The sequence below is a fragment of the Cupriavidus sp. UYPR2.512 genome (genome assembly GCF_000379565.1).
Taxonomy (GTDB): Bacteria; Pseudomonadota; Gammaproteobacteria; order Burkholderiales; family Burkholderiaceae; genus Cupriavidus.
Map to the genome: position 1 here is coordinate 115,751 of NZ_KB903195.1, position 20,212 is coordinate 135,962.

The 20,212-nt window shown below is 67.0% G+C and carries 19 protein-coding genes; 6 read left to right on the forward strand and 13 right to left on the reverse strand.

Going from position 1 to position 20,212, the window contains the following annotated elements:
- Positions 1 to 329 precede the first annotated feature (329 nt).
- The gene (locus A3A5_RS42655) at positions 330 to 716 is read right to left on the reverse strand and encodes a helix-turn-helix domain-containing protein (protein WP_011617393.1); all 387 of its coding nucleotides are present in this window, start codon (positions 714 to 716) and stop codon (positions 330 to 332) included.
- Between the two features lie 338 nt (positions 717 to 1,054).
- Between A3A5_RS42655 and A3A5_RS0135180 the strand changes: the two genes are divergently transcribed.
- The 4 genes from A3A5_RS0135180 (at position 1,055) to A3A5_RS0135195 (ending at position 3,608) form a co-directional block, all read left to right on the forward strand.
- Entirely contained in the window at positions 1,055 to 1,660 is a 606-nt protein-coding gene (locus tag A3A5_RS0135180) for a TetR/AcrR family transcriptional regulator (protein ID WP_018315117.1), read from the forward strand.
- A gap of 171 nt (positions 1,661 to 1,831) precedes the next feature.
- A complete protein-coding gene (locus A3A5_RS0135185) occupies positions 1,832 to 2,854 on the forward strand; it encodes an alpha/beta fold hydrolase (protein ID WP_026201443.1) in 1,023 nt (340 codons plus the stop codon).
- A 14-nt stretch (positions 2,855 to 2,868) separates the two neighbouring features.
- On the forward strand, positions 2,869 to 3,201 hold the full coding sequence (locus A3A5_RS0135190; RefSeq protein WP_018315119.1) for a DUF2917 domain-containing protein: 333 nt from the start codon (positions 2,869 to 2,871) through the stop codon (positions 3,199 to 3,201).
- A 140-nt stretch (positions 3,202 to 3,341) separates the two neighbouring features.
- Positions 3,342 to 3,608, forward strand: coding sequence for a hypothetical protein (locus tag A3A5_RS0135195; RefSeq protein WP_232431559.1), 267 nt, complete (start codon positions 3,342 to 3,344; stop codon positions 3,606 to 3,608).
- Between the two features lie 48 nt (positions 3,609 to 3,656).
- Here the strand turns inward: A3A5_RS0135195 and aliA are convergent, their stop codons facing one another.
- Genes aliA through badH form a run of 4 tightly spaced genes read right to left on the reverse strand, consistent with a single transcriptional unit; the run spans position 3,657 to position 8,118 of the window.
- Positions 3,657 to 5,300: a cyclohexanecarboxylate-CoA ligase gene (gene aliA / locus A3A5_RS0135200; protein WP_018315121.1), complete on the reverse strand. Its 1,644-nt coding sequence runs from the start codon at positions 5,298 to 5,300 to the stop codon at positions 3,657 to 3,659.
- 56 nt (positions 5,301 to 5,356) lie between these two features.
- Entirely contained in the window at positions 5,357 to 6,508 is a 1,152-nt protein-coding gene (aliB, locus tag A3A5_RS0135205; RefSeq protein WP_018315122.1) for a cyclohexanecarboxyl-CoA dehydrogenase, read from the reverse strand.
- Between the two features lie 28 nt (positions 6,509 to 6,536).
- A complete protein-coding gene (badI, locus tag A3A5_RS0135210; protein WP_018315123.1) occupies positions 6,537 to 7,319 on the reverse strand; it encodes a 2-ketocyclohexanecarboxyl-CoA hydrolase in 783 nt (260 codons plus the stop codon).
- Between the two features lie 31 nt (positions 7,320 to 7,350).
- On the reverse strand, positions 7,351 to 8,118 hold the full coding sequence (badH, locus tag A3A5_RS0135215) for a 2-hydroxycyclohexanecarboxyl-CoA dehydrogenase (protein WP_018315124.1): 768 nt from the start codon (positions 8,116 to 8,118) through the stop codon (positions 7,351 to 7,353).
- A 137-nt stretch (positions 8,119 to 8,255) separates the two neighbouring features.
- Between badH and A3A5_RS0135220 the strand changes: the two genes are divergently transcribed.
- Positions 8,256 to 8,768 (forward strand): MarR family winged helix-turn-helix transcriptional regulator, encoded by a 513-nt coding sequence (locus A3A5_RS0135220; protein WP_026201444.1) that lies wholly within the window; start codon positions 8,256 to 8,258, stop codon positions 8,766 to 8,768.
- 33 nt (positions 8,769 to 8,801) lie between these two features.
- Here A3A5_RS0135220 and A3A5_RS0135225 read toward each other — a convergent pair whose 3' ends face one another.
- Positions 8,802 to 9,452: a nucleotidyl transferase AbiEii/AbiGii toxin family protein gene (locus tag A3A5_RS0135225; protein ID WP_018315126.1), complete on the reverse strand. Its 651-nt coding sequence runs from the start codon at positions 9,450 to 9,452 to the stop codon at positions 8,802 to 8,804.
- Positions 9,449 to 9,952, reverse strand: coding sequence for a helix-turn-helix transcriptional regulator (locus A3A5_RS0135230; protein ID WP_018315127.1), 504 nt, complete (start codon positions 9,950 to 9,952; stop codon positions 9,449 to 9,451). The genes A3A5_RS0135225 and A3A5_RS0135230 overlap by 4 nt, the downstream gene beginning before the upstream one ends.
- A gap of 346 nt (positions 9,953 to 10,298) precedes the next feature.
- On the opposite strand from A3A5_RS0135230, the gene A3A5_RS0135235 reads away from it, so the two are divergent.
- Complete coding sequence (locus tag A3A5_RS0135235) at positions 10,299 to 10,592, forward strand: GYD domain-containing protein (RefSeq protein WP_018315128.1); 294 nt, start codon at positions 10,299 to 10,301, stop codon at positions 10,590 to 10,592.
- 184 nt (positions 10,593 to 10,776) lie between these two features.
- On the opposite strand, the gene A3A5_RS0135240 is transcribed toward A3A5_RS0135235, so the two are convergent.
- The 6 genes from A3A5_RS0135240 to A3A5_RS0135265 all read right to left on the reverse strand — a co-directional run bounded on the left by A3A5_RS0135240 (position 10,777) and on the right by A3A5_RS0135265 (position 19,977).
- Complete coding sequence (locus A3A5_RS0135240; RefSeq protein ID WP_018315129.1) at positions 10,777 to 11,793, reverse strand: zinc-binding alcohol dehydrogenase family protein; 1,017 nt, start codon at positions 11,791 to 11,793, stop codon at positions 10,777 to 10,779.
- Positions 11,794 to 11,970: 177 nt separating this feature from the next.
- Positions 11,971 to 14,784: a formate dehydrogenase subunit alpha gene (gene fdhF, locus A3A5_RS0135245; RefSeq protein WP_018315130.1), complete on the reverse strand. Its 2,814-nt coding sequence runs from the start codon at positions 14,782 to 14,784 to the stop codon at positions 11,971 to 11,973.
- A gap of 20 nt (positions 14,785 to 14,804) precedes the next feature.
- The gene (locus tag A3A5_RS0135250) at positions 14,805 to 16,514 is read right to left on the reverse strand and encodes an NADH-ubiquinone oxidoreductase-F iron-sulfur binding region domain-containing protein (RefSeq protein ID WP_018315131.1); all 1,710 of its coding nucleotides are present in this window, start codon (positions 16,512 to 16,514) and stop codon (positions 14,805 to 14,807) included.
- A 182-nt stretch (positions 16,515 to 16,696) separates the two neighbouring features.
- The gene (gene oxlT / locus A3A5_RS0135255; protein WP_018315132.1) at positions 16,697 to 18,016 is read right to left on the reverse strand and encodes an oxalate/formate MFS antiporter; all 1,320 of its coding nucleotides are present in this window, start codon (positions 18,014 to 18,016) and stop codon (positions 16,697 to 16,699) included.
- A 671-nt stretch (positions 18,017 to 18,687) separates the two neighbouring features.
- Positions 18,688 to 18,906 carry a hypothetical protein gene (locus tag A3A5_RS0135260; protein ID WP_018315133.1) on the reverse strand — a complete coding sequence of 73 codons (219 nt, stop codon included), beginning with the start codon at positions 18,904 to 18,906 and terminating at the stop codon, positions 18,688 to 18,690.
- Between the two features lie 147 nt (positions 18,907 to 19,053).
- Positions 19,054 to 19,977 carry a LysR family transcriptional regulator gene (locus A3A5_RS0135265; protein ID WP_018315134.1) on the reverse strand — a complete coding sequence of 308 codons (924 nt, stop codon included), beginning with the start codon at positions 19,975 to 19,977 and terminating at the stop codon, positions 19,054 to 19,056.
- Positions 19,978 to 20,212 lie beyond the last annotated feature (235 nt).

The following is a 20,212-nucleotide window of genomic DNA, read 5'->3' on the forward strand; positions in this document are numbered from 1 at the left end:
GCCTGCGCATGCGTCGGACGCCGCTTGCATTGCAGTTGTAGGCGGGAAACGGGAAAAGCGGGAAGAAACCCGCCAGGCGCTGGGACGCGCGTTGACGCCTGCGTGGCGGCAATCGCTCACGCAGCGGAAAGGAAAAAAACGGGAAAGGCAGAAAACGCCGAAGCAGGCAGCCGGGCCTGCGGCGTGATCGCGCCGGGCATCGTGAACGGCGCTCAGGACAATGGCAACCGGCGCGGTGCGGAACGCCCCGCGCCGGTTGTCATGGGTGGCCTGGAGGCCAGCTGCCGGTGCCGGCGCGTTGCGAACGCGGCCGGCCAGGCAGCGGCTGGTCAGACCGGCTTGTGGCCCTCTCCGGTACCGGAGCCGAAACCGCCTCCGGAAGCCGGTGCCGCAGCCGGCGCGGCCGTGCTTCCGGCGGCCGGCTGGCCAGCCATGGAAGCTGCCGTCACGCCGCCATTGCGGCTGGCAATAAATGCGTTGACGTCTGCGGCAAGATGCTGCGGGGCCAGCACGACTTCCAGGCCCAGCGCCTCGCAGGCGGCCAGGAACGTCGACATGCGGGGATCGGCCTGACCCGACTCCGCCCGCAGGTAGGCTTCCCGGGAAATCCCCGCTTTACGGGCGACGTCCTCCTGCTTGAGCTTGCGCGCGCGACGCAACGCCCGCAGTTGCCGGAACGGTTCGCTAGCGCCTCTTGGCACGGCTGTACTGTTCATGTCGGTCTCCAGTCACCAGTGAAAAAAAGTGCGCGGACGTGCATTCGAGTATAGAGCACGCAAAGCGTTCCGTATGTAACCGCAGAAACACTTTGTGCAGATTTCTTAGAAGTCCGCAATCCCGCCCTGACATCGGCCGGCTGGCAGCCATCAAAGAGCCGGATCGTGCATAGCATCGCTGCACCGCCCAGTCTCTAACGGGCCTTGGCGGTTTGCGTTGACGTCACATGCCTATCCATATGACGTTATGGCCTCCCCGACACAAGTGCGCAAGTCGGGGCAAATACCATGCATCTGGTTTCGTTGACAAACCGACCGGTCGTGCTATTCTTCACGCCATGCAGAAAGGACAACTCACCCGCAATGCCATCGTCCAACAGGCACTGGACACCGCTGCCAAGGTCGGCTTCGAACAGTTGTCGCTGGCCACGCTGGCCGCGGACACCAATATGTCGAAGAGCGGCCTGTATGCGCACTTCAAATCCAAGGAGGTGTTGCAGCAGGCCGTGCTGGACCTGGCCGTGGAGCGCTTCGGCGAGATCGTGATCCGGCCGGCGATGCGCCAGCCGCGCGGGATGCCCCGGCTGCAGGGGCTGTTCGAAGGTTACCTGGAATGGCTGGGCGGCACGGTGACGCAGGGACGTTGCCTGTTCACGGCGCTGGGCCAGGAATACCGAGACCGGCCGGGCTCGATCCGCGACCTGGTCGTGCAGTCGCTGAAGGACTGGCACAGCACGGTTGCGCGCGTGGTGGGCGACGCCATCGATGAGGGCCATTTCGGGCCGGACACCGATCCGCGGCAATTTGCTTTTGAACTCTCGGGTATCGGCATGGCCTTCCAGCAATCGTTCAAGCTGCTTGGCCGCGAGGATGCCGAGACCATGGCGCGACACGCATTTGCGGCACTGGTGGCCCGTGCCGCCGAAGGCGCCCGCGGCCACTGAAGCCACACATTGGCGCCGGCGCTACCCCGCCGGCAGGCAGCAACCGCTCCGGCGGGCTTTTTTTGCATCAAAAAAGCACGACTGGTCGGTCGTAATAACAGCACGGAAAGCCGCCGGTAGGGCCGGTGCCGATGATGCCGTGCAATCCAGAATCCATTGGAGGTGCAGGTCGTGACGCAAGCAGTCTCTTCTCCTTCCCCCGTTTCCTCATCCCCCGCCGGCGCGCCCTTGCCCGCGCGCGCCGGCAATGCGCCGCTGCGCACCGGCAAGTCCGGCGCGGTGGAGCGGGCCTTGCAGGGCTGGCAGCGGTTGCGCTGGCAGGTGGGCAGCATGGTCAGGCCCGGCGCGACAGCGCGGGCGCTGGAGCACATCTGGTTCAACCCGCCGCGCGCCGCCGCCACATCGGCTGCGCGGCACTTGCTGGACGGTGCGCGCGCCGACTGGGCGCTGGTGACGGGCCAGGGCCCGAGCCGGCGCGTGCGCGTCTATCGCTGGGGCACGTCCGGTCCCGTGGTGCTGCTCGCGCACGGCTGGGGCGGCCATGCCGGCCAGTGGCATGCGGTTGTCGAAGGCCTGCTGGCGGCCGGCATGCGGGTGGTGGCCTTCGATGCGCTCTCGCACGGCGCCTCCGATGCCGGCGCGCGCGGCGCGGCACAGACCTCGGTGCTGGAAATGTCGCGCTCGCTGCTCGCCGCAGCCTGGCACGCGGGGCCGGTACACGCCGTGGTGGCGCACTCGCTCGGCGGCGCAGCCACCGCGCTGGCGCTGCGCGAGGGGCTGCCCGCCCGCGCCGCCGTGCTGGTCGGAGCGCCGGCCGACATGCACGCCGCGTGTGCGTCGCTGGCCTGGCAAATGGGCTTCACCCCCGGCGTGCTGGCGCGCATGCAGCGCCAGAGCGAGCGCTGGCTGGGACTGCCATGGTCGGCTTTCAATGTGCCCGACGTCGGCCGAACCCGTCCAGTCCCGCCAACGCTGGTAATCCATGACCGCAATGACAAGGAAGTGCGCTGGGAAGACGGCGCCGCCATCGCCGGCGCCTGGCCCGGCGCGCAACTGGCCACCACCAGCGGCCTGGGACATCGGCGCATCCTGCAGGATCCCGCCGTGATCCGGCGCATCGCCGACTTCATCAGGCCCGGCACAGCCCCGCGCGCGGTGATCCCGCCCGCGTTGCACGGCCTGGCCGCCGACTGAACCTGGAGACCATCATGTTCCTGGTGAGCAATGACATGACCGCCACCCTGCCCGCTCGCAGTTCGCTGCGGCTGGTGGCGGGCGCCGGCGAACACGTCGCCGTGCGCTGCACCGAAGGCGAACTCTGGCTGATCCGCGACGGCGACCCGAAGGATACAGCGCTGACGGCGAGCGAGAGCTTTACGTTGTCCGACAGCGGCCATATCGAGCTGTATGCCGTCACCACGGCATCGCTGCACGTGACGCGCTGCCGGGAAGGCACCAGGCCGGCAGCGGGCGCCTGGCGGCAATGGCTGCGGCGCTTGCTGGCGCCGCATAGGCGAGGCTATACCGGAGCAGGCCGGTGACAGGTGGGGCTGGACACCCCTCGCCCTGCCAGCCCTGGCGCGGATGCGCGGACTTGGGTGGGTGGAATGCTTGGCGGTTAATTGCGCTTTTGGAGTGAGCAGCACGCCCCTCGCGGTGCGCCTGCCCCGCCATCGGCGAAGTGCGCGGACGCGGCCTGATGCTCGGCGTGGAGCTGGTCGACGAACGTGCCGATGCCGACGCCGTGGGCGCCTACCCTGCCGATGGCGCCTTTGCGCGCACCGTGCAGCGCGCATGCCTGCAGCGCGGGCTGATCGTCGAACTGGGCGGGCGCCACGGCGCAACGGTGCGCTTCCTGCCGCCGCTGGTGATCGACGAGGCCGAGATCGACCTGGTGGCGGAGCTGTTCGGCGAGGCGGTCGGGGCGGCGCACACGCAATGCCGCTGAGCGCCTGCGCGCCGTGCCGCGGTGGCCGGGGCAACCGCGGCGCCAACTTCAGGACGCGTCGCTGCGCAGCATCTCGCGCAGCCGGAACTTCTGGATTTTTCCGGCGGGCGTGGCCGGCAGTGCGTCCTGCACCACGAGCTTCTCGGGGATGTACTGCAGCGCCATCTTCTGCGCCTTGAGCCAGTCCACCATCGCCGCCTGGTCGAACGCCTGGCCGGCGCGCGGCACGACGAAGGCGCAGGCGCGCTCGCCCAGGCGCTCGTCGGAGTAGGCCACGATGGCCACTTGCGAGACCGCGGGATGGCGGTATAGCAGGGTCTCGACTTCCAGCACGGGGATGTTCTCGCCGCCGCGGATGATCACGTCCTTGCTGCGTCCGGCGATGCGCAGGTAGCCGCCAGCATCGAGCCGTGCGAGATCGCCGGTGTCGAACCAGCCGTCGGCATCGGTGCCGTTGAGCTGCGGGCGCTTCAGGTAACCGCCGAAGTTGGAGCACGCCCGCACCAGCAGGCGGCCGGTCTCGCCAGGCGGCACGTCGGCGTCGGTGCCGTCCACGACGCGTATCTCGACGCCCGGCAGCGGGCAACCATCGGTGGTCGAGGCGCGCTCGTCGCCGTCATCCGGCAGCGTGGTGGTGACCGCGCCGTTCTCTGTCATGCCCCAGGCGGACACGATCTTCGCGCCGAGCGTCGCGCGCGCGCGCTCGACCAGCGCGCCGGGGATCGGCGCCCCTGCGCACAGGAAGGTGCGCAGGCTGGGGACCGGCGTGCCGGACTCCGCCACCACGCGCGCCAGGTCAGTCAGGAACGGCGTCGAGCCCATGGTGAAGGTCACCCCTTCCTCGCGGATCAGCGCCGCGGCGCGCGCCGGGTCCCAGATATCCTGCAGCACCGCCTGCGCGCCCAGCATCACCGGCATCAGGAGCCCGTACATGAAGCCGGTCTGGTGCGCCATCGGCGAGGCCATCAGCACCACATCGTTGCCAGACAGGCGCAGCCGTTCGGCATAGGGAACGATGTTGGAGAACAGCGTGTTGGCGCTATGCATCACACCCTTGGGCTCGCCGGTGGTGCCGGAGGTGTAGATGAGCTGGGTGACGTCGTCCGGGCCCGGTTGGCTGCACAGCAGGATGTTGGCGGCATCGGGCTCGTCTTCCCATGCCGGCCCGCTCAGCAGCGCCTCGAAGCTGTCCGCGCCGTCGCCGCCGGCAACGACGATGTGGTGCAGTGCCGGCAAGGCCTCGCGCAAACCCTGCAGCATCTGCGCATGGCCAAAGCCGCGGAACACCTGCGGCACCACCGCCACCTTGCATTGCGCATGCGCCAGCATGAACGACAGCTCGCGCTCACGAAAGATCGGCATCAGCGGGTTGAGCACCGCGCCCAGCCGCGCGCAGGCGAGATACAGCAAGCTCAGGTGCCAGCCGTTCGGCAGCTGGCAGGACACCACGTCCTGCGCGCCGATGCCGAGGCGGCTGAGCCCGACCGCCACCCGGTCCGCCATCCGGGCCAGCTCGCGCCAGGTAAAGCGGGTCACGCTGCCCCTGTCGAGGCTCATCGCCGTCAGTGCGGGGGCGTCGGGCAGGTCGCGCACGCAGGCGCTCAGGTAGTCGTTGACGGTGCGGTCGTGCCAGCGCCCGGCGGCAATGCTGGCGGCACGGCGCGGCGCGATCAGTACGGCGTCGAAATCCATGGCTGGTCTCCTTGATATGGGTCGGCTCGGGCGGTCCCGGCGCACATCGCGCCGCTTCAGGCCGGTACCGCTTCGCGCCCCGCGCGTGCACGGGCGATGATGGTCTTCATGATCTGCGCGGTGCCGTCGCCGATCTGGAAGCCAAGCACATCGCGCAGGCGCTGCTCCATCACGCCGCGGTCATAGCCGCCGTGGCCGAAGCACAGCAGGCACTGGTGCACCACGTCGTAGGACAGCTTGGGCGCCCACCACTTGCACATCGCCGCCTCCGCCGTATGCGGCAGGCCATGGTCCTTCAGCCACAGCGTCTGCAGGCACAGCAGCCGGGCCGCGGTCACCTGCGTCTGGAAGTCCGCCAGCGGGTGCGACACCCCCTGGAAGGCCGACAGCGGCTTGCCGAATGCCTGGCGCTCTGCCACATAGGCCCAGGTTTCGTCCAGCGCGGCCTGCGCCACCGCCAGCACCTGCAGGCCGATCAGCGCGCGCGAGAAGTCGAAGCCCTGCATCACCTGCACAAACCCCTCGCCTTCCTGGCCCAGCAGGTGGCTGGCCGGCACGCGCACATTCTCGAAAAAAATCGAACCGCGGCCGATGGCGCGCTGGCCATGGCAGTCGAAGCGGTTGCGGGTGATGCCCGGCAGGTCCATCGGCACCAGCAGGGCCGAGACGCCGCGCGCGCCGGCCTCGACGGTGCCGCTGCGGGCAAAGACCACCGCGGCATCGGCCTGGTCGGCGGCGGAGATCGAGGTCTTCTCGCCGTTGAGCACGTAGGCGTCGCCATCGCGCTCCATGCGCAGGCGCAGGCTGGCCGCGTCGGAGCCGCCGCGCGGCTCGGTCAGCGCGATTGCCAGCAGGGCCTCGCCGCGCGTCAGGCGCTGCAGCCAGGGCGCGCCGATCTCAGGCCGGGCGTGCTGCGCCAGGATCTGGCCATTGAGCGAGGCCAGCAGGTTGATATACGACAGGCTCAGGTCGGCACGCGCCACCGCTTCATGGATCACGCCGGCCGCCAGCGAGCCCAGGCCCTGCCCGCCCCAGGCCTCGGGCAGCTCGGGCCCGATAAAGCCCATTGCGCCCATCTCGCGCATCAGCGCGCGGTCCAGCACGCGGGTCTGGTCCCGCTCCAGGTAGCCGGGCGCCACGCGCGCGTCGGCAAAGCGGCGCGCGTGTTCCGCCAGCGCCATCAGGTCTTCGTCAAGATAGGGATTCATGGTTGTCTCCGCCCGGTCGGCTGTCAGCTTATTTGGCGTACTTGCGGAAGTCGGGCTTGCGCTTTTCCTGGAAGGCCGTCACGCCTTCGCGCGATTCCTCGGTGTCGTAATAGAGCTTCAGCGCATACATGCCCATGCCGGCAATGCCGCTCTGGTGCGCCGTGTCCATGTTGAACGAGCGCTTGGCGATGGCGATGGCCGTGGGGCTCTTGTCCTGGATCTCGTCGCACCACTTCTGCACTTCGGCGTCGAGCTGCTCATGCGGCACCACCGCATTCACCAGCCCCATCGCCAGCGCCTCGGCCGCCGGGTAGCGCCGGCACAGGTACCAGATTTCGCGCGCTTTCTTTTCGCCGACCACGCGCGCCAGGAAGGCGGTGCCATAGCCCGGGTCGACCGAGCCCACCTTGGGCCCGACCTGCCCGAACACGGCCTTGTCCGATGCAATGGTGAAATCGCAGATCGTGCACAGCACATTGCCGCCGCCGATGGCATAGCCCTGCACGCGCGCAATCACCGGCTTGGGCACGTCACGGATGGCGTTGTGCAGTTCTTCCATCGGCAGGCCGATGGTGCCACGGCCGTCGTACTGGCCTTCATGCGCGGACTGGTCGCCGCCAGTGCAGAAGGCCTTGTCGCCGGCGCCTGCCAGCACGATGGTGCCGATCTCGCGGTCATAACCGGCGCGGTTGATGGCATGGATCAGCTCGTCACAGGTGCGGCCGCGGAAGGCATTCATTTTTTCCGGGCGGTTGATGGTGATCCAGGCCGCGCCGTTGCGCACTTCGTACAGGATGTCTTCGTATTGCATGGTGGTCTCCGTGATCTGGTTGCTTGCGGGTTCAGCCGTTCATGGTCAGGCCGCCCGACACGCTCAGCACCTGGCCGGTAATAAAGGCGGCGTCGTCGCCGGCAAAGAACAGCACCGCGCCGGGCAGGTCGTCGGGCTGGCCGATGCGGCCCAGCGGGATCGAGCGCGTGAAGGCCTCGACCAGCTTCTCCGGGTTGCCCGCGCCCTGCTTGTAGTCTTCGAACAGCGCGGTTTCGGTCGGCCCCGGGCACACCACATTGACGGTGATGCCGTGGCGCGCGTGCTCGCGGGCGATGGTCTTGGAGAACGACACCAGCCCGCCCTTGCACGCCGCATAGACCGCCTCGCCGGAAGACCCCACGCGCGCCGCATCCGAGGCGATATTGACGATGCGCCCGCGCCGGCGCTCGACCATGCCCGGCAGCACCGCGTGGTGCATGTGCAGCGCCCCGGTCAGGTTGATGGCGATCAGCCGCTCCCATTGCGCCGGCTCGGTCTTGATAAAAGGCCGGAACACATCCCAGCCCGCGTTGTTGACCAGCACGTCCACCGGCCCGAGCTCCCGCTCGACCGCCGCGACCGCGGCATCGACGCTGGGGCGGTCGGTGATATCGCAACGCATTGCCAGCGCGCGGCCGCCAGCCTCGCGGATCTGCGCGGCCACGCGTTCGCCGGCCTCCGGGTTCAGGTCGAGCACGCCGACCGCCGCCCCCGCCCGCGCAAAGCGCAAACAGGTTGCGCTGCCGATGCCGCCACCACCACCGGTCACGATGACCGTCTTGCCTTCGAGTCCTTGCACAGCGTTCTCCTTTCAGGGTTCCGGTGCTATCGTGCCGGGCATGTGCCAGCACTTGCGCCGCAAATTAGGTAAATATGTTTACCTATAATAGGAGGCAGCCGCAGCCCGCGCAAGCCATTCATCTATGGAAAACGACTATGGTTAACCCCGAAACGGGAGGAGAACTCCCGACCAATGCGCGCATGGAACTGGCCAACCGGCTGTTCTTCCGGCTCTACCAATGCGCAAACATGTTGCATAAAACAGGGTCGCGGGCGGTCGAAGCGGAAGGCCTGACCACGCAGCAGTGGGCTGTGCTGGGCGCGCTGTCGCGTCCCGAAGCGGCCGAGGGCATGAGCGTGGGCGATCTGGCCCGCTACCTGATGGTGACCCGGCAGAACCTGTCTGGGCTGGTCGGCCGGATGGAGCGCGATGGCCACGTGACGCTGGCGCCTGACGGGCGCGACCGCCGCTCAAGGCTGGTACGGATAAGCGAGCCGGGACGGGAGGTCTGGCTGCACCAGGCGCAGCCGAAGATCCGTGATTATTATGAGCAGGCGCTGGATGGGTTCTCCACCAACGACCTGACCCACACGTTGCACTACCTGCTCAAGCTGCTGGACAACATGCGGGCGCTAGATGGGCGTGCAGGCGATGGCGAGCCTGACTAAGGGCGAGGCGGGCCGCTGTAGTCATTAGGCTTCTTACCCCAGAGAACGGAGAAAATCGCCGGCCAACAGCACACATTCGTCAAAACTCTGGCTGAACCCGATCCGTTGGATCCTGGCAAACTGCTCACGCATGATAGGGGCGCCTGCATCTATCTGTGCCAGGAATGCGTGGGCGTGCCGGAGCAAAAATGGTGCGGCCGCCGACAGCGCCTGGGGGTCGCGCTCGACCACCATAGCCAGATCGAAAAGATCTCGCGCAGTTGCACGGTCGCCCCTGTGATAGAGCTTCTTGGCCACGATCTCAGCCGCCGTCTCGACTCTGACCGCCTGCCCCATGATCGTCCAGGTTTCGAATGGGTTCGCGGTCAGGTTTGGCGCAGCCACGACATCGATTTCGCCGGATTCGAGCACGAGCTTTACAAAGTTCCCCTGCTCGATGTAGTCGCCCGAAATGGCCTCGGCAACCTCGCTCAGGCGCGGGGTCACAAAGCCCAGATACTGAGGATCCGGCACAAAAAGGTCGATGTCGCGCGAGAAGCGATGGTTGTACCGGAGCATCAGTACCGTCCCTCCCCCGAAGGTCCAGAACGGCTCGATGCCGCCGTGGCGCCGGACCTCGTCCATCAGCGTGAAAGCGTGAGGAAACAGGCTCTCCCAAACGGCACCCTTTAGTACGACGTTCATGCCCACAGCCCTCCCCGCGTCGCAGTCAGGGGGCGGGCGAGCGTTCTGAGGTTCTTCCAGATTTCCGCTGGCTTCCGGTGCTGCCTGGCTGCGACTTCGGCGACCACCTTGGTGACTAGCTGCAGGGGCGCTTCATCCAGTACCTGTGCGAGTTGGGGGTGGTACTCGGCCGGCACCTCGCCCGTGGCCAGCGCCCGCTCAAGCTCCTGGGGCGTCAGCTCGCCCGTATAGCTGACATTGGCACCCTTCGCGGCCATCCAGAGTGCCCGGGTCGGCAATCCCTTGGCTTGGCGGCTGGCTTCAGGATCTGTCACATCGAGCGCCAGGCCGAGCACGTCCAGCAGACGGCCGAGGGTCTCGAGCGTGGCATTGACGGTGCCATGTTCGATACCGTTGAGCGACTGGCGCGAGAGTTGCGCCATATCGGCCAGTTGCTGCTGTGTCAGGCCTAAGGCGATCCGCTTGCGTTGGATTGCACTTCCGAGCGTTGCAGGGTTCATGGCCAGGACCTCCGATCTATATGTCAAGTATAGACGACAAGATCCACACGGACTGAAGCAGTATCAGCTTTGAAACAATTTGCCACGCGAGCCGGGACTGAACCTGCGTGAACCGTCCTGCAAGCGCCAGCCAACGCCATTGGCTCGCAATATGCGTGGTCCTGAATTTGCTCAGACTCGTGGACGCAGGACTCCGTCGGTGCGAGGCAAATTGCCTCGACCGCGGTGCCGGCGGCCCGCTCCGAGGCCCTGAACCACCCTCCGTACATTGCCGCGCGGTGCGGGTCGCAGCTCGCGTCACAGGTATGTGCGGACGGCGCCCGATCCAATTCGCCGGAGACGCATCATGACCCGCTACATTGTGCTAGCCAGCTTCACCGACCAGGGCATCCGCACCGTCAAGGACACCACCAAGCGCGCCGCCGCCGTGCGCGAGATGGGTGCGCGCCTGGGCGTGCAGATGAAGGACATCTACTGGACGCTGGGCAAATACGACATCGTGCTCACCGTCGAGGCCCCCGACGATGCCACCATGACCAGCTTCGGGCTGACCATCGGCGCGGCCGGCAACGTGCGCACGCAAACCCTGCGCGCCTTCAATAGCGACGAAATGCAGGACATCCTCAGCAAGATGGGCTGAGGTTTGCCAAGGGCCGCGATTCCGGATACCCCGCTGGGTGCTCCCTCTCCCGCTTGCGGGAGAGGGTCGGGGAGAGGGCCGGAATATCCACGAAGTACTGCCGGTGGTTTGCCAGCGCCTGCCCTCTCCCCCGGCCCCTCTCCCGCACGCGGGAGAGGGGAGAAAACCCGGCGCGCTGTCTGTGTCAGAACCCTTCCAGCACCAGCTTGCCAATGGTCTGCCCGCCTTCCAGCGTCGCATGCGCGCGCCGCAGGTTCTCCGCGTTGATGCGCCCCAGGTTCTCGCCCAGCGTGGTCTGCAGCCGGCCGGCATCCACCAGCCGAGCCACCTCGTTGAGCAGCCGATGCTGCGCAACCATGTCCGCGGTGCTGAACATGGCGCGCGTGAACATGAATTCCCAGACGAAGGTGGCGCTCTTGTTCTTGAGCAACTCCACCGGCAACGGCCGCGTATTCGAGACGATCGTGCAGATCTTGCCCTGCGGGGCGACCAGTTCGCTCATCGCCGGGAAATGACCGTCGATATCGTTGAAGCAGAGGATATAGTCGACCTCGGCAAATCCAAGCGCCTTCAACTGCGCCGGCAGGTCGCCACGATGGTCAACCGTATGGTCGGCGCCAAGCCGGCGGCACCATTCCTGCGACTCGGACCGCGACGCGGTGGCGATCACGGTCAGCCCGGCCAGCACCTTGGCCAGCTGGATGCCGATCGAGCCCACGCCGCCCGCGCCGCCGATGATCAGCACCGAGCGGCCGGCGTGATCCCCCTTGGGTGAAATGCCGAGCCGGTCGAACAGCGCCTCCCAGGCGGTGATCGCCGTCAGCGGCAGCGCCGCCGCGTTGGCGAAATCCAGCGAGGCAGGCTTGTGGCCGACGATGCGCTCATCGACCAGGTGGAATTCAGCGTTGGAACCGGACCGCGTGATGCTGCCCGCGTAGTAGACCGGGTCGCCAACCTTGAACAGGGTCACCTCCGGCCCCACCGCCGCCACCGTGCCGGCCGCGTCCCAGCCCAGCACGCGCGGCGTGGGCTCTACCTGCGCCTTGGGCGCGCGCATCTTGGTGTCGACCGGGTTGACCGAGACGGCTTCAACCTTCACCAGCAGATCGCGGCCGCCGGGGCTGGGCATGTCGATCTCCACGTCCTGCAGCGAACGCGGGTCGGAGATGGGCAGGTACTGGGTCAGGCCGATGGCTTTCATGGCGGGCTCCGGGTTGTGTGGGGAATGAACTGAAGCGTAGCCTGTCACGATTGATTTGATCAGCTGGAAACTACAGCAATCAATTTCCCGATTTCCCGAAACTACGGATAATCACCCAACAAAAAGGGCCGCCTGCGCTACCCGCGCAGACGGCCCCGTCAGGGCTTGCCGTTGGCCCTACACCGCCAGGATCTGCCCGCCGCCGTAGCTCGACTGCTCCGGCGCCTCGCCGCCAAGTGCCATCTTCACCGCGCAGTACTTGAACTCCGGGATCTTGCCGAAGGGATCCAGCGCCGCGTTGGTCAGCTTGTTGATCGCCGCCTCGTAATAGCAGAACGGCACGAACACCGCCCCGCGCGGCGTGCCGGCGTCGGCCCGCGCGTACAGCGTGACTTCGCCGCGGCGCGATGCCAGCGTGACCACGTCGCCCGGCTTGCCGCCCAGCGCGTCCAGGTCCAGCGGGTGCACCAGCGCCACCGGGTCGGGCTCGATCGCATCCAGCACGCCGGCGCGCCGCGTCATGCTGCCGGTGTGCCAGTGCTCGAGCTGGCGGCCGGTGATCAGCACCATCGGGTAGTCGGTATCGGGCCGCTCGGCCGCCGGGATGATGTCGGCCGGCACGAAGCGCCCACGGCCGGTGGCGGTCGGGAAGCTGTCGATAAAGATCACCGGTTCGCCCGGGTCGCCCTCTTCCGTGCACGGATAAGTCACGGCGTGTTCGCGCTCCAGCCGCTCCCAGGTCACGCCGCCGATGCTGGGCATGGCTTGCCGCATCTCGTCGAAAACCTCGGCCACGCCGTCGTAGTGCCAGTCCAGCCCCAGCTGCGCCGCCATCTGCTGGATGATCCACAGGTCCTGGCGCGCCTGCCCCGGCGGGTTCAGCGCCTGGCGGCCGAGCTGAACGGTGCGGTCGGTGTTGGTGAAGGTGCCGGTCTTCTCCGGGAAGGCCGAGGCCGGCAGCACCACGTCGGCCAGGTAGGCGGTCTCGGTCAGGAAGATGTCCTGCACCACCAGGTGGTCGAGCGAGGCCAGCGCCGCGCGCGCGTGCTCGGCGTCGGGGTCGGACATCGCGGGGTTCTCGCCCATGATGTACATGCCGCGCACCTCGCCGCGCTCGATCGCCTGCATCACTTCGACCACGGTCAGGCCGGGCTGGCGGTCCAGCGGCATGCCCCACAGCGCCTCGAAGCTGGCGATCGCCAACGGGTCGTCCACGCGGCGGTAATCCGGATACATCATCGGGATCAGGCCGGCGTCGGACGCGCCCTGCACGTTGTTCTGGCCGCGCAGCGGATGCAGGCCTGTGCCGGGGCGGCCGATCTGGCCGGTCATCAGCGCCAGCGCGATCAGGCAGCGCGCGTTGTCGGTGCCATGCACGTGCTGCGAGACGCCCATGCCCCACAGGATCATCGAGGCCCTGGATGTCGCATACAGCCGCGCCACCTCGCGGATGACCTCGGCCTCGATGCCGCACACCGGCGCCATCAGTTCCGGACTGTACGCCGCGACATTGCGCTGCAGCTCGTCAAAGCCGATGGTGCGGCTGTCGATGAAGTCCTGGTCCACCAGGCCCTCGGCGACGATGACATGCATCATCGCGTTAAGCAGCGCCACGTCGGCATCGGGCTTGAACTGCATGAAGCGATGGGCAAAGCGCGCCAGGTCCGAGCGGCGCGGATCGGCCACGATCAGCTTGGTGCCGTTCTTCACCGCGTTCTTGATCCAGCTCGCCGCCACCGGGTGGTTCACGGTCGGGTTGGCGCCGATCACGATCACCACTTCGGCCTTGTCGACATCCATCACCGGGTTCGATACCGCGCCCGAGCCGATCCCCTCCAGCAGCGCCGCCACCGACGAGGCATGGCACAGCCGCGTGCAGTGGTCGACGTTGTTGCTGCCAAACCCGGTACGCACCAGCTTCTGGAACAGGTAGGCTTCTTCATTGCTGCCCTTGGCCGAGCCAAACCCTGCCAGCGCGCGCTTGCCGTGGGTGTCGCGGATCTGCGCGAGCTTGCCGCCGGCCAGTGCCAGCGCCTCTTCCCAGGTGGCCTCGCGGAACACATCCATCACGTGGTCCGGATCCATGACGAAATCGCCCTGCTTGGGCACGCCTTCGCGACGCACCAGCGGCACCGTCAGCCGCTGCGGATGCTGCACGTAGTCAAAGCCGTAGCGGCCTTTCACGCACAGCCGCTCGTGGTTGGCCGGGCCGTCGCGCCCTTCCACGAACAGGATGCGGTTGTCCTTGATGTTGTAGGTCAGCTGGCAACCCACGCCGCAGTACGGGCAGACCGAGTCCACCTGCTTGTCCGGCACCGCCAGCGCTGCGTCGCGCGCGGGCATCAGCGCGCCGGTCGGGCAGGCCTGCACGCATTCGCCGCAGGCCACACAGGTCGACGCGCCCATCGGGTCATCCATGTCGAACACGATGCGGGCGTCGTCGCCGCGCAGCGCCAGGCCGATCACGTCGTTAACCTGCTCGTCGCGGCAGGCGCGCAGGCAGCGGGTGCACTGGATGCAGGCATCGAGGTTGACGGCGATGGCCGGGTGCGACAAATCCGCCGCCACGCGTTCGCGCGGGGCAAAGCGCGGCTTGCCGATCTCCAGCTTCGCGGCCCACTGGTCCAGTTCGTTGTGACGGGTGTAGTCGGTCTCGGGCATGTCCGACTGCAGCAGCTCCAGCACCGTGCGCTGGGCACGGCGGGCGCGCTCGGATTCGGTCTGCACCTGCATGCCCGCGGCGGGATAGCGGCAGCAGGACGGGGCCAGCACGCGCTCGCCCTGGATCTCGACCATGCAGGCGCGGCAGTTGCCGGCCGGCTCCAGGCCGTCCTTGTAGCACAGGTGCGGGACGTCAAAGCCTTCGCGCCGGGCTACCTTCAGCAGGCTCTCGCCGGGCTGTGCGCTCACCTCGCGGCCATTGAGCGTGAAGGTGACGGCTGGCTCGGCGGATTCGACAAGCGCGCGTTCGGCGCGGGTCAGTGCGTTCATGTCTCTCTCTCAGGCTCGGGTCAGGCCAGTTCGTGCGGGAAGTACTTGATCACGCAGTCGACGGGATTGGGCGCGGCCTGCCCCAGCCCGCAGATCGATGCATCGCGCATCACCGCGGACAGGTCTTCCAGCGCCGCCAGGTCCCACGCCGGCTGGCGGATCAGGTCCAGCGTCTTGGCCGTGCCGCTGCGGCACGGCGTGCATTGCCCGCACGACTCATGCTTGAAGAAGTGCATCAGGTTGCGCGCCGTCTGCGTGGCGCTGTCGTGGTCGGACAGGATCACCACCGCGGCCGAGCCGATAAAGCAGCCGTAGGGCTGCAGCGTGTCGAAGTCCAGCGGGATATTGCCCATCGACGCCGGCAGGATCCCGCCCGATGCACCGCCCGGCAGGTAGCCGTAGAAGGCGTGGCCGTCGAGCATGCCGCCGCAGTATTCGTCGATCAGCTCGCGCACGGTGATGCCGGCCGGCGCCAGGTGCACACCGGGGCGTTTCACGCGCCCGGACACCGAGAACGAGCGCAGGCCCTTGCGCCCGTTGCGCCCCTGTGAGGCGAACCATTCGGCGCCCTTCTCGATGATGTCGCGCACCCAGTACAGGGTCTCGAAATTGTGCTCCAGCGTCGGGCGGCCGAACAGGCCCACCTGCGCCACATAGGGCGGGCGCAGCCGCGGCATGCCGCGCTTGCCTTCGATCGACTCGATCATGGCCGACTCTTCGCCGCAGATATAGGCGCCCGCGCCGCGGCGCAGCTCGATCGTCGGCAAGCCTGGGATTGGCGGGTCTTGCCGCAGCCGCCGCAGTTCTTCCGCCAGCAGCGCGCGGCAGCCGGCATACTCGTCGCGCAGGTAGATATAGATCGCTGACACGTTGACCACCGTCGCCGCGATCAGCATGCCCTCTAGGAAGCGGTGCGGATCGCGTTCCAGGTAGACGCGGTCCTTGAAGGTGCCGGGCTCGCCCTCGTCGATGTTGATGGCCATCAGCCGGGGCGCGGGCTCATTCTGCACGATGCGCCACTTGCGCCCGGTCGGGAAGCCTGCGCCGCCCAGGCCGCGCAGGCCGGAGTCCTCCATCGTGCACAGCACGGCGGCCGGGTCGAGGTCGCCGCCGGCGAGGGACTTCAGCAAGGCATAGCCGCCGTCCTTCCGGTAAGTGTCGTAGCCAATATAGGGCTCGGGCGCATGGCGCACGGCCTTTGCCTGCACGGCGGCGTCGATGGCCTCGGCCGTGGCAGCGTCGACCGGATTCTGCCCGACCAGCGCCGCGGGCGCCTTCTCGCAGCGGCCGATGCAGGGCGCGGCCACCACGCGCACTTCAGTGCCGAGCACCGCAGGCAGCTTGCTGATCAGCGCCTGCGCGCCCGCCAGCTCGCAGGCAATGCCTTCGCATACGCGCACGGTCAGCGCCGGCGGCGGCGCGATCTGGCCGTCGGCGTCCTCGCGCACCACGTCGAAGTGGTGGTAGAAGGTGGCAACTTCATAGACCTCGGTCATCGACAGCCGCAGCTCGCTGGCCAGCGCCACCAGGTGCGGCATCGCCAGCTGGCCGTAGCGGTCGTTGATGCAGTGCAGGTGTTCGATCAGCAGGTCGCGCCGGCGGGGCATGTCGCCCAGCGCCACGCGCACTTCGGCCAGCGCGGCCGCGTCTACCTGCCTGCCCTTGGGCTGGCGGCGCTTGCGCTGCCGGCCGAGCCCCGTCGCCTCGAGTGGAATGACAACCTGGTTCATGGCGTGCCTGGATTCTGTTTGTGGGTGTCCGATGTGCGATCAGGAAGGCGCCGGTCGGGCCGCCCTCCTGTCGCGCTTTGTCATTGTCGTATTGTGCTACCGGACATGGCGCCTGTGCAGGCATCGCAGCCGCCACGTCCGGGGTACTGCCGGCGCCGGGAGGCGCCGTACTGCTTTCTTCATCAGGTCAGGTCTTCCGGCACGGTGCGGTAGCCCATCGGTGCCGAGGTGTTGGCATGGACATACTTGCGGGCATGGGCTTCGCGCATCGGCTTGAGCACGAACAGCGCCATCACCGCGGTCAATGCCGCCATGCCAGAGGCCACCAGGAAGACCGCATGCCAGCTGCCCGTGGCGGCCGTGATCACACTGGAGAACGGTACCAGCAGCGCGGCCGTGCCCTTGGCGGTGTACAGCAGGCCCGCGTTGGTGGCGGCAAACTTCGGCCCGAAGGTGTCGCCGCAGGTGGCCGGGAACAGGCTGTAGATCTCACCCCAGGCGAAGAACACCACGCCTGTCAGCACCACGAAGGCAACCGGATGGTGGCCGTACTTCGACAGCAGCAGGATACCGATGGCCTCGACCCCGAAGGCGAAGAACATGGTGCGTTCACGGCCGATATGATCGGAGATCCAGCCGAAGAACGGGCGCGTCAGGCCATTGAGCACGCGGTCGATGGTCAGCGCGAAGGTCAGCGCGGGCAAGGTCAGGCCAAGGATCGAGATCGGCGCATCGTGCAGGCCGAAGTCCTTGGCGATCGGGCCGAGCTGGGCGGTGGCCATCAGGCCGCCGGCAGCCATCATCACGAACATCGCGTACATGACCCAGAAGATCGGCGACTTCAGCACCTCGCGCGGCGAAGCGTTGTAGGTCGCGGCAGCCTTCAGCGTGGACTTGACCTCGCTCAGGATCTTGGCCGACGGCGGGTACAGGGCCATGCCCAGGATGAACACGATCAGGCCCTGGCCCAGACCGAACCACAGGAACGCGGCTTCATAGCCTGACGTCTTGATCATGTTGGCGATGGGCACCACGGTCAGCGCGGAGCCCGCGCCGAAGCCGGCCGCTGTAATGCCCGCCGCCAGGCCCCGGCGATTGGGGAACCACTTCAGCGCGTTGCCCACGCAGGTGCCATACACCGCGCCCGCGCCCAGGCCACCGATCGCAGCCGCGACGTAGAGCATGGGCAGCGAGGACGCCACCGAGTTGAGGGCCCAGGCAACGGCGCACAGCAAGCCGCCGCCCACCACCACCGGACGCGGGCCGTATTTGTCGACCAGGTAGCCTTCAATCGGGACCAGCCAGGTTTCCGTCACGACGAAGATGGTGAAGGCCACCTGGATCGCGGTGCGGCCCCAGTGGTACTTGTCGTCAATCGGGTTGACGAACAGCGTCCAGCCGTATTGCATGTTGGCGATCATTGCCATGCAGATCACGCCGAATACCAGTTGCACCCACGGCGACGCAAAGCGCGACGTGGACTCCCTCTGCTGCAATTCCATGATGTCTCCTTATAGCGGCTTGCCGCCAAGGTGGAAGATGGGCGCCTGTAGACGCCTCTGCGTGACTCTCAGTCAAAGAACAGCTGAGCCGTTCTAGTGCTATACGGTATGTGATATATCAGGTAAGTCAAGCGTATTCGTCGCGGCTCTGCAGCATGAGCCCGCGGCGAGCGACACCTGGCTGGCCGTTGCTGCAATGCGACTGGTGCGCACACTGCATCAATGGTCGGTCCGACAGCATCCGGAGTCGTTGGAAATCAAGCAGTTGCCATGCAACGGCGCATCAATCAGCCGACTGCTGGCAAGCGCAAGAATGCCGGGGATCGCGCTTCGGAAAAACCGGGAAAACGATGAGTTGGGGAAAGTCCCTAGATGCATACATTAATGTCTGGCGACGCGTGTATGACCTTGGAAACGATGCCGGAGGAGGCGTTGCAGGCACGGCAGGGAGCTGCCGGATTGGGGCAGGCGGCGCAAGCAAGGGTTGGGGATCGCTGGCAGCGATCGGGAAGAGGATGGCGGCGGCCGCAGGTTCGCGCGGAACCCTGCCCTGGCTCGCGGCGAATGCCGCAGATCAGGAGTCAACCGAGTACTGCCACAAGGGATGCCGGCCGCTACAACCCTTGCCAGATGCGCTGTTCAGCGCGAACGGCGCATGGCGCCGGCGCGCATTACGCGTAAGCCAGTTCACCGGCAGCGGGCACGATGCGCGACGGGCTGGCACGGCCCACGCCATCGCTTTCCTGGTTCGAGCCCAGGCCGGCGAAGCGACCGTGCTCCTGCGCGGTCACCAGCACGCCCATCGGCAGGCGCGTGGCCAGCAACGTGGTCACGCCGACACCGACAGCAATCAGGCCCAGGCCAAGAGCGAAGAGAAGAGCGGCTTCCATTTGAAAACTCCAATAGCGTTGTGATCAGGAGTTTTCATTATATGCTGCGCTGCACTATGTGTAAATATCCTGTATGTGATATATCAGTAGAAGTTTTGCACTAATACAACGAACGCAGCCCCGATGCCTCCAGATGAGCCGATGGCCTCACACCGTGGTCGTTTCACGACGCGCCACCGGCGGCTCCTGATACTCCTGGCCACGCAAGGCATCCCAGATTGCCGCGGCATTGGGCTTGAGCGAACGGCTCTTGCGCCGAACCAGCATCACCGTGGAAGTCACCTGCGGACGCAGCGGCCGCATCACCGCCGCCGGATTCATGCCGCCAACCTGGGCACGCGACGGCACTACGCCGATACCAAGGCCCAGCGCCACCATGCCGAACACCGCGGCAAAGTGGCCAAGCAACTGCAGCGAGCCCGCGCGCACGTGATAGCTGCTGAGCGCCTTCTCCACCGCGGGCTGCATGCCGCACTGCTGGTCCAGGGCCAGCACGCGGGCATCGCTCAGGTCGCCCCACCCTACCGCGTCGCGCATGGCCAGCGGATGCTGGGCGGGCAGGACAGCGTGGTAGGCATCGACGCACAGCGGTTCACAATAGAGATCATCGGTTGCCTGCGGATCGGTGGCAATGCCGAAGTCCACCTCGCCGCTGCGCACACTCTGCAGCACCGACTCCTGCGAGCGGTCCTTCAGGTGGATGGCAATTGCCGGCCACGCTTGCCGGCAGCCGGCCAGCCACGTCGGCACCGACATCGAGCTGAGCACCGGATCCGATGCGATCTGCACCAGGCCCTGGCACGGACGGCTGGCGCTCTGGCTGTCGCGCAGGGTCTGCTCCACCTCTTCGATCAGGTGGCAGATGCGCTGCGACAGGTGCTGGCCGGCATCGGTCAGTTCCACCTGGCGCGTGGTACGGTCGAACAGGCGCTGGTCGATTTCCTCCTCCAGCTCACGCACGCTGCGGCTGACCGCGGATTGCGTCAGGCCCAGCTCAACCGAGGCACGCGTAAAGCTCTTGTGCCGCGCCACTGCGGCGAAGGCCTTCAGTTGGGGGAGCGAGATATTCATGACCTGCCCCCCTGCCCGGCACCGGCGTGGCTGAGACGGAGCCTGTCGTCAGGCATGGCGGGGTGTCGCGTTGCACGCACCATTGCGTTCAGTCCGGTCACGGTAGTCTCCTTGTGTTTTTTTGTCGTGACTGTAGGCAGCCATCGTTGTTATCGGCCATGCTTGTGGCCATTAGCGGGCTCCTTGGCGCAAGCCGGAGAGCCGGATTCGGGGGCGGGGCATGCCAATCCGACGA

Bases quoted from the DNA above. Each gene is read 5' to 3' on its own strand.
- A3A5_RS0135260 (WP_018315133.1), bottom strand. From the start codon at position 18,906: ATGGAAGCCGCTCTTCTCTTCGCTCTTGGCCTGGGCCTGATTGCTGTC.
- A3A5_RS0135190 (WP_018315119.1), top strand. From the start codon at position 2,869: ATGTTCCTGGTGAGCAATGACATGACCGCCACCCTGCCCGCTCGCAGT.
- A3A5_RS42655 (WP_011617393.1), bottom strand. From the start codon at position 716: ATGAACAGTACAGCCGTGCCAAGAGGCGCTAGCGAACCGTTCCGGCAA.
- A3A5_RS0135225 (WP_018315126.1), bottom strand. From the start codon at position 9,452: ATGAACGTCGTACTAAAGGGTGCCGTTTGGGAGAGCCTGTTTCCTCAC.
- aliA (WP_018315121.1), bottom strand. From the start codon at position 5,300: ATGGATTTCGACGCCGTACTGATCGCGCCGCGCCGTGCCGCCAGCATT.
- oxlT (WP_018315132.1), bottom strand. From the start codon at position 18,016: ATGGAATTGCAGCAGAGGGAGTCCACGTCGCGCTTTGCGTCGCCGTGG.
- A3A5_RS0135240 (WP_018315129.1), bottom strand. From the start codon at position 11,793: ATGAAAGCCATCGGCCTGACCCAGTACCTGCCCATCTCCGACCCGCGT.
- A3A5_RS0135265 (WP_018315134.1), bottom strand. From the start codon at position 19,977: ATGAATATCTCGCTCCCCCAACTGAAGGCCTTCGCCGCAGTGGCGCGG.
- badI (WP_018315123.1), bottom strand. From the start codon at position 7,319: ATGCAATACGAAGACATCCTGTACGAAGTGCGCAACGGCGCGGCCTGG.
- A3A5_RS0135180 (WP_018315117.1), top strand. From the start codon at position 1,055: ATGCAGAAAGGACAACTCACCCGCAATGCCATCGTCCAACAGGCACTG.
- fdhF (WP_018315130.1), bottom strand. From the start codon at position 14,784: ATGAACGCACTGACCCGCGCCGAACGCGCGCTTGTCGAATCCGCCGAG.
- A3A5_RS0135250 (WP_018315131.1), bottom strand. From the start codon at position 16,514: ATGAACCAGGTTGTCATTCCACTCGAGGCGACGGGGCTCGGCCGGCAG.
- aliB (WP_018315122.1), bottom strand. From the start codon at position 6,508: ATGAATCCCTATCTTGACGAAGACCTGATGGCGCTGGCGGAACACGCG.
- A3A5_RS0135230 (WP_018315127.1), bottom strand. From the start codon at position 9,952: ATGAACCCTGCAACGCTCGGAAGTGCAATCCAACGCAAGCGGATCGCC.
- A3A5_RS0135220 (WP_026201444.1), top strand. From the start codon at position 8,256: ATGGTTAACCCCGAAACGGGAGGAGAACTCCCGACCAATGCGCGCATG.
- A3A5_RS0135235 (WP_018315128.1), top strand. From the start codon at position 10,299: ATGACCCGCTACATTGTGCTAGCCAGCTTCACCGACCAGGGCATCCGC.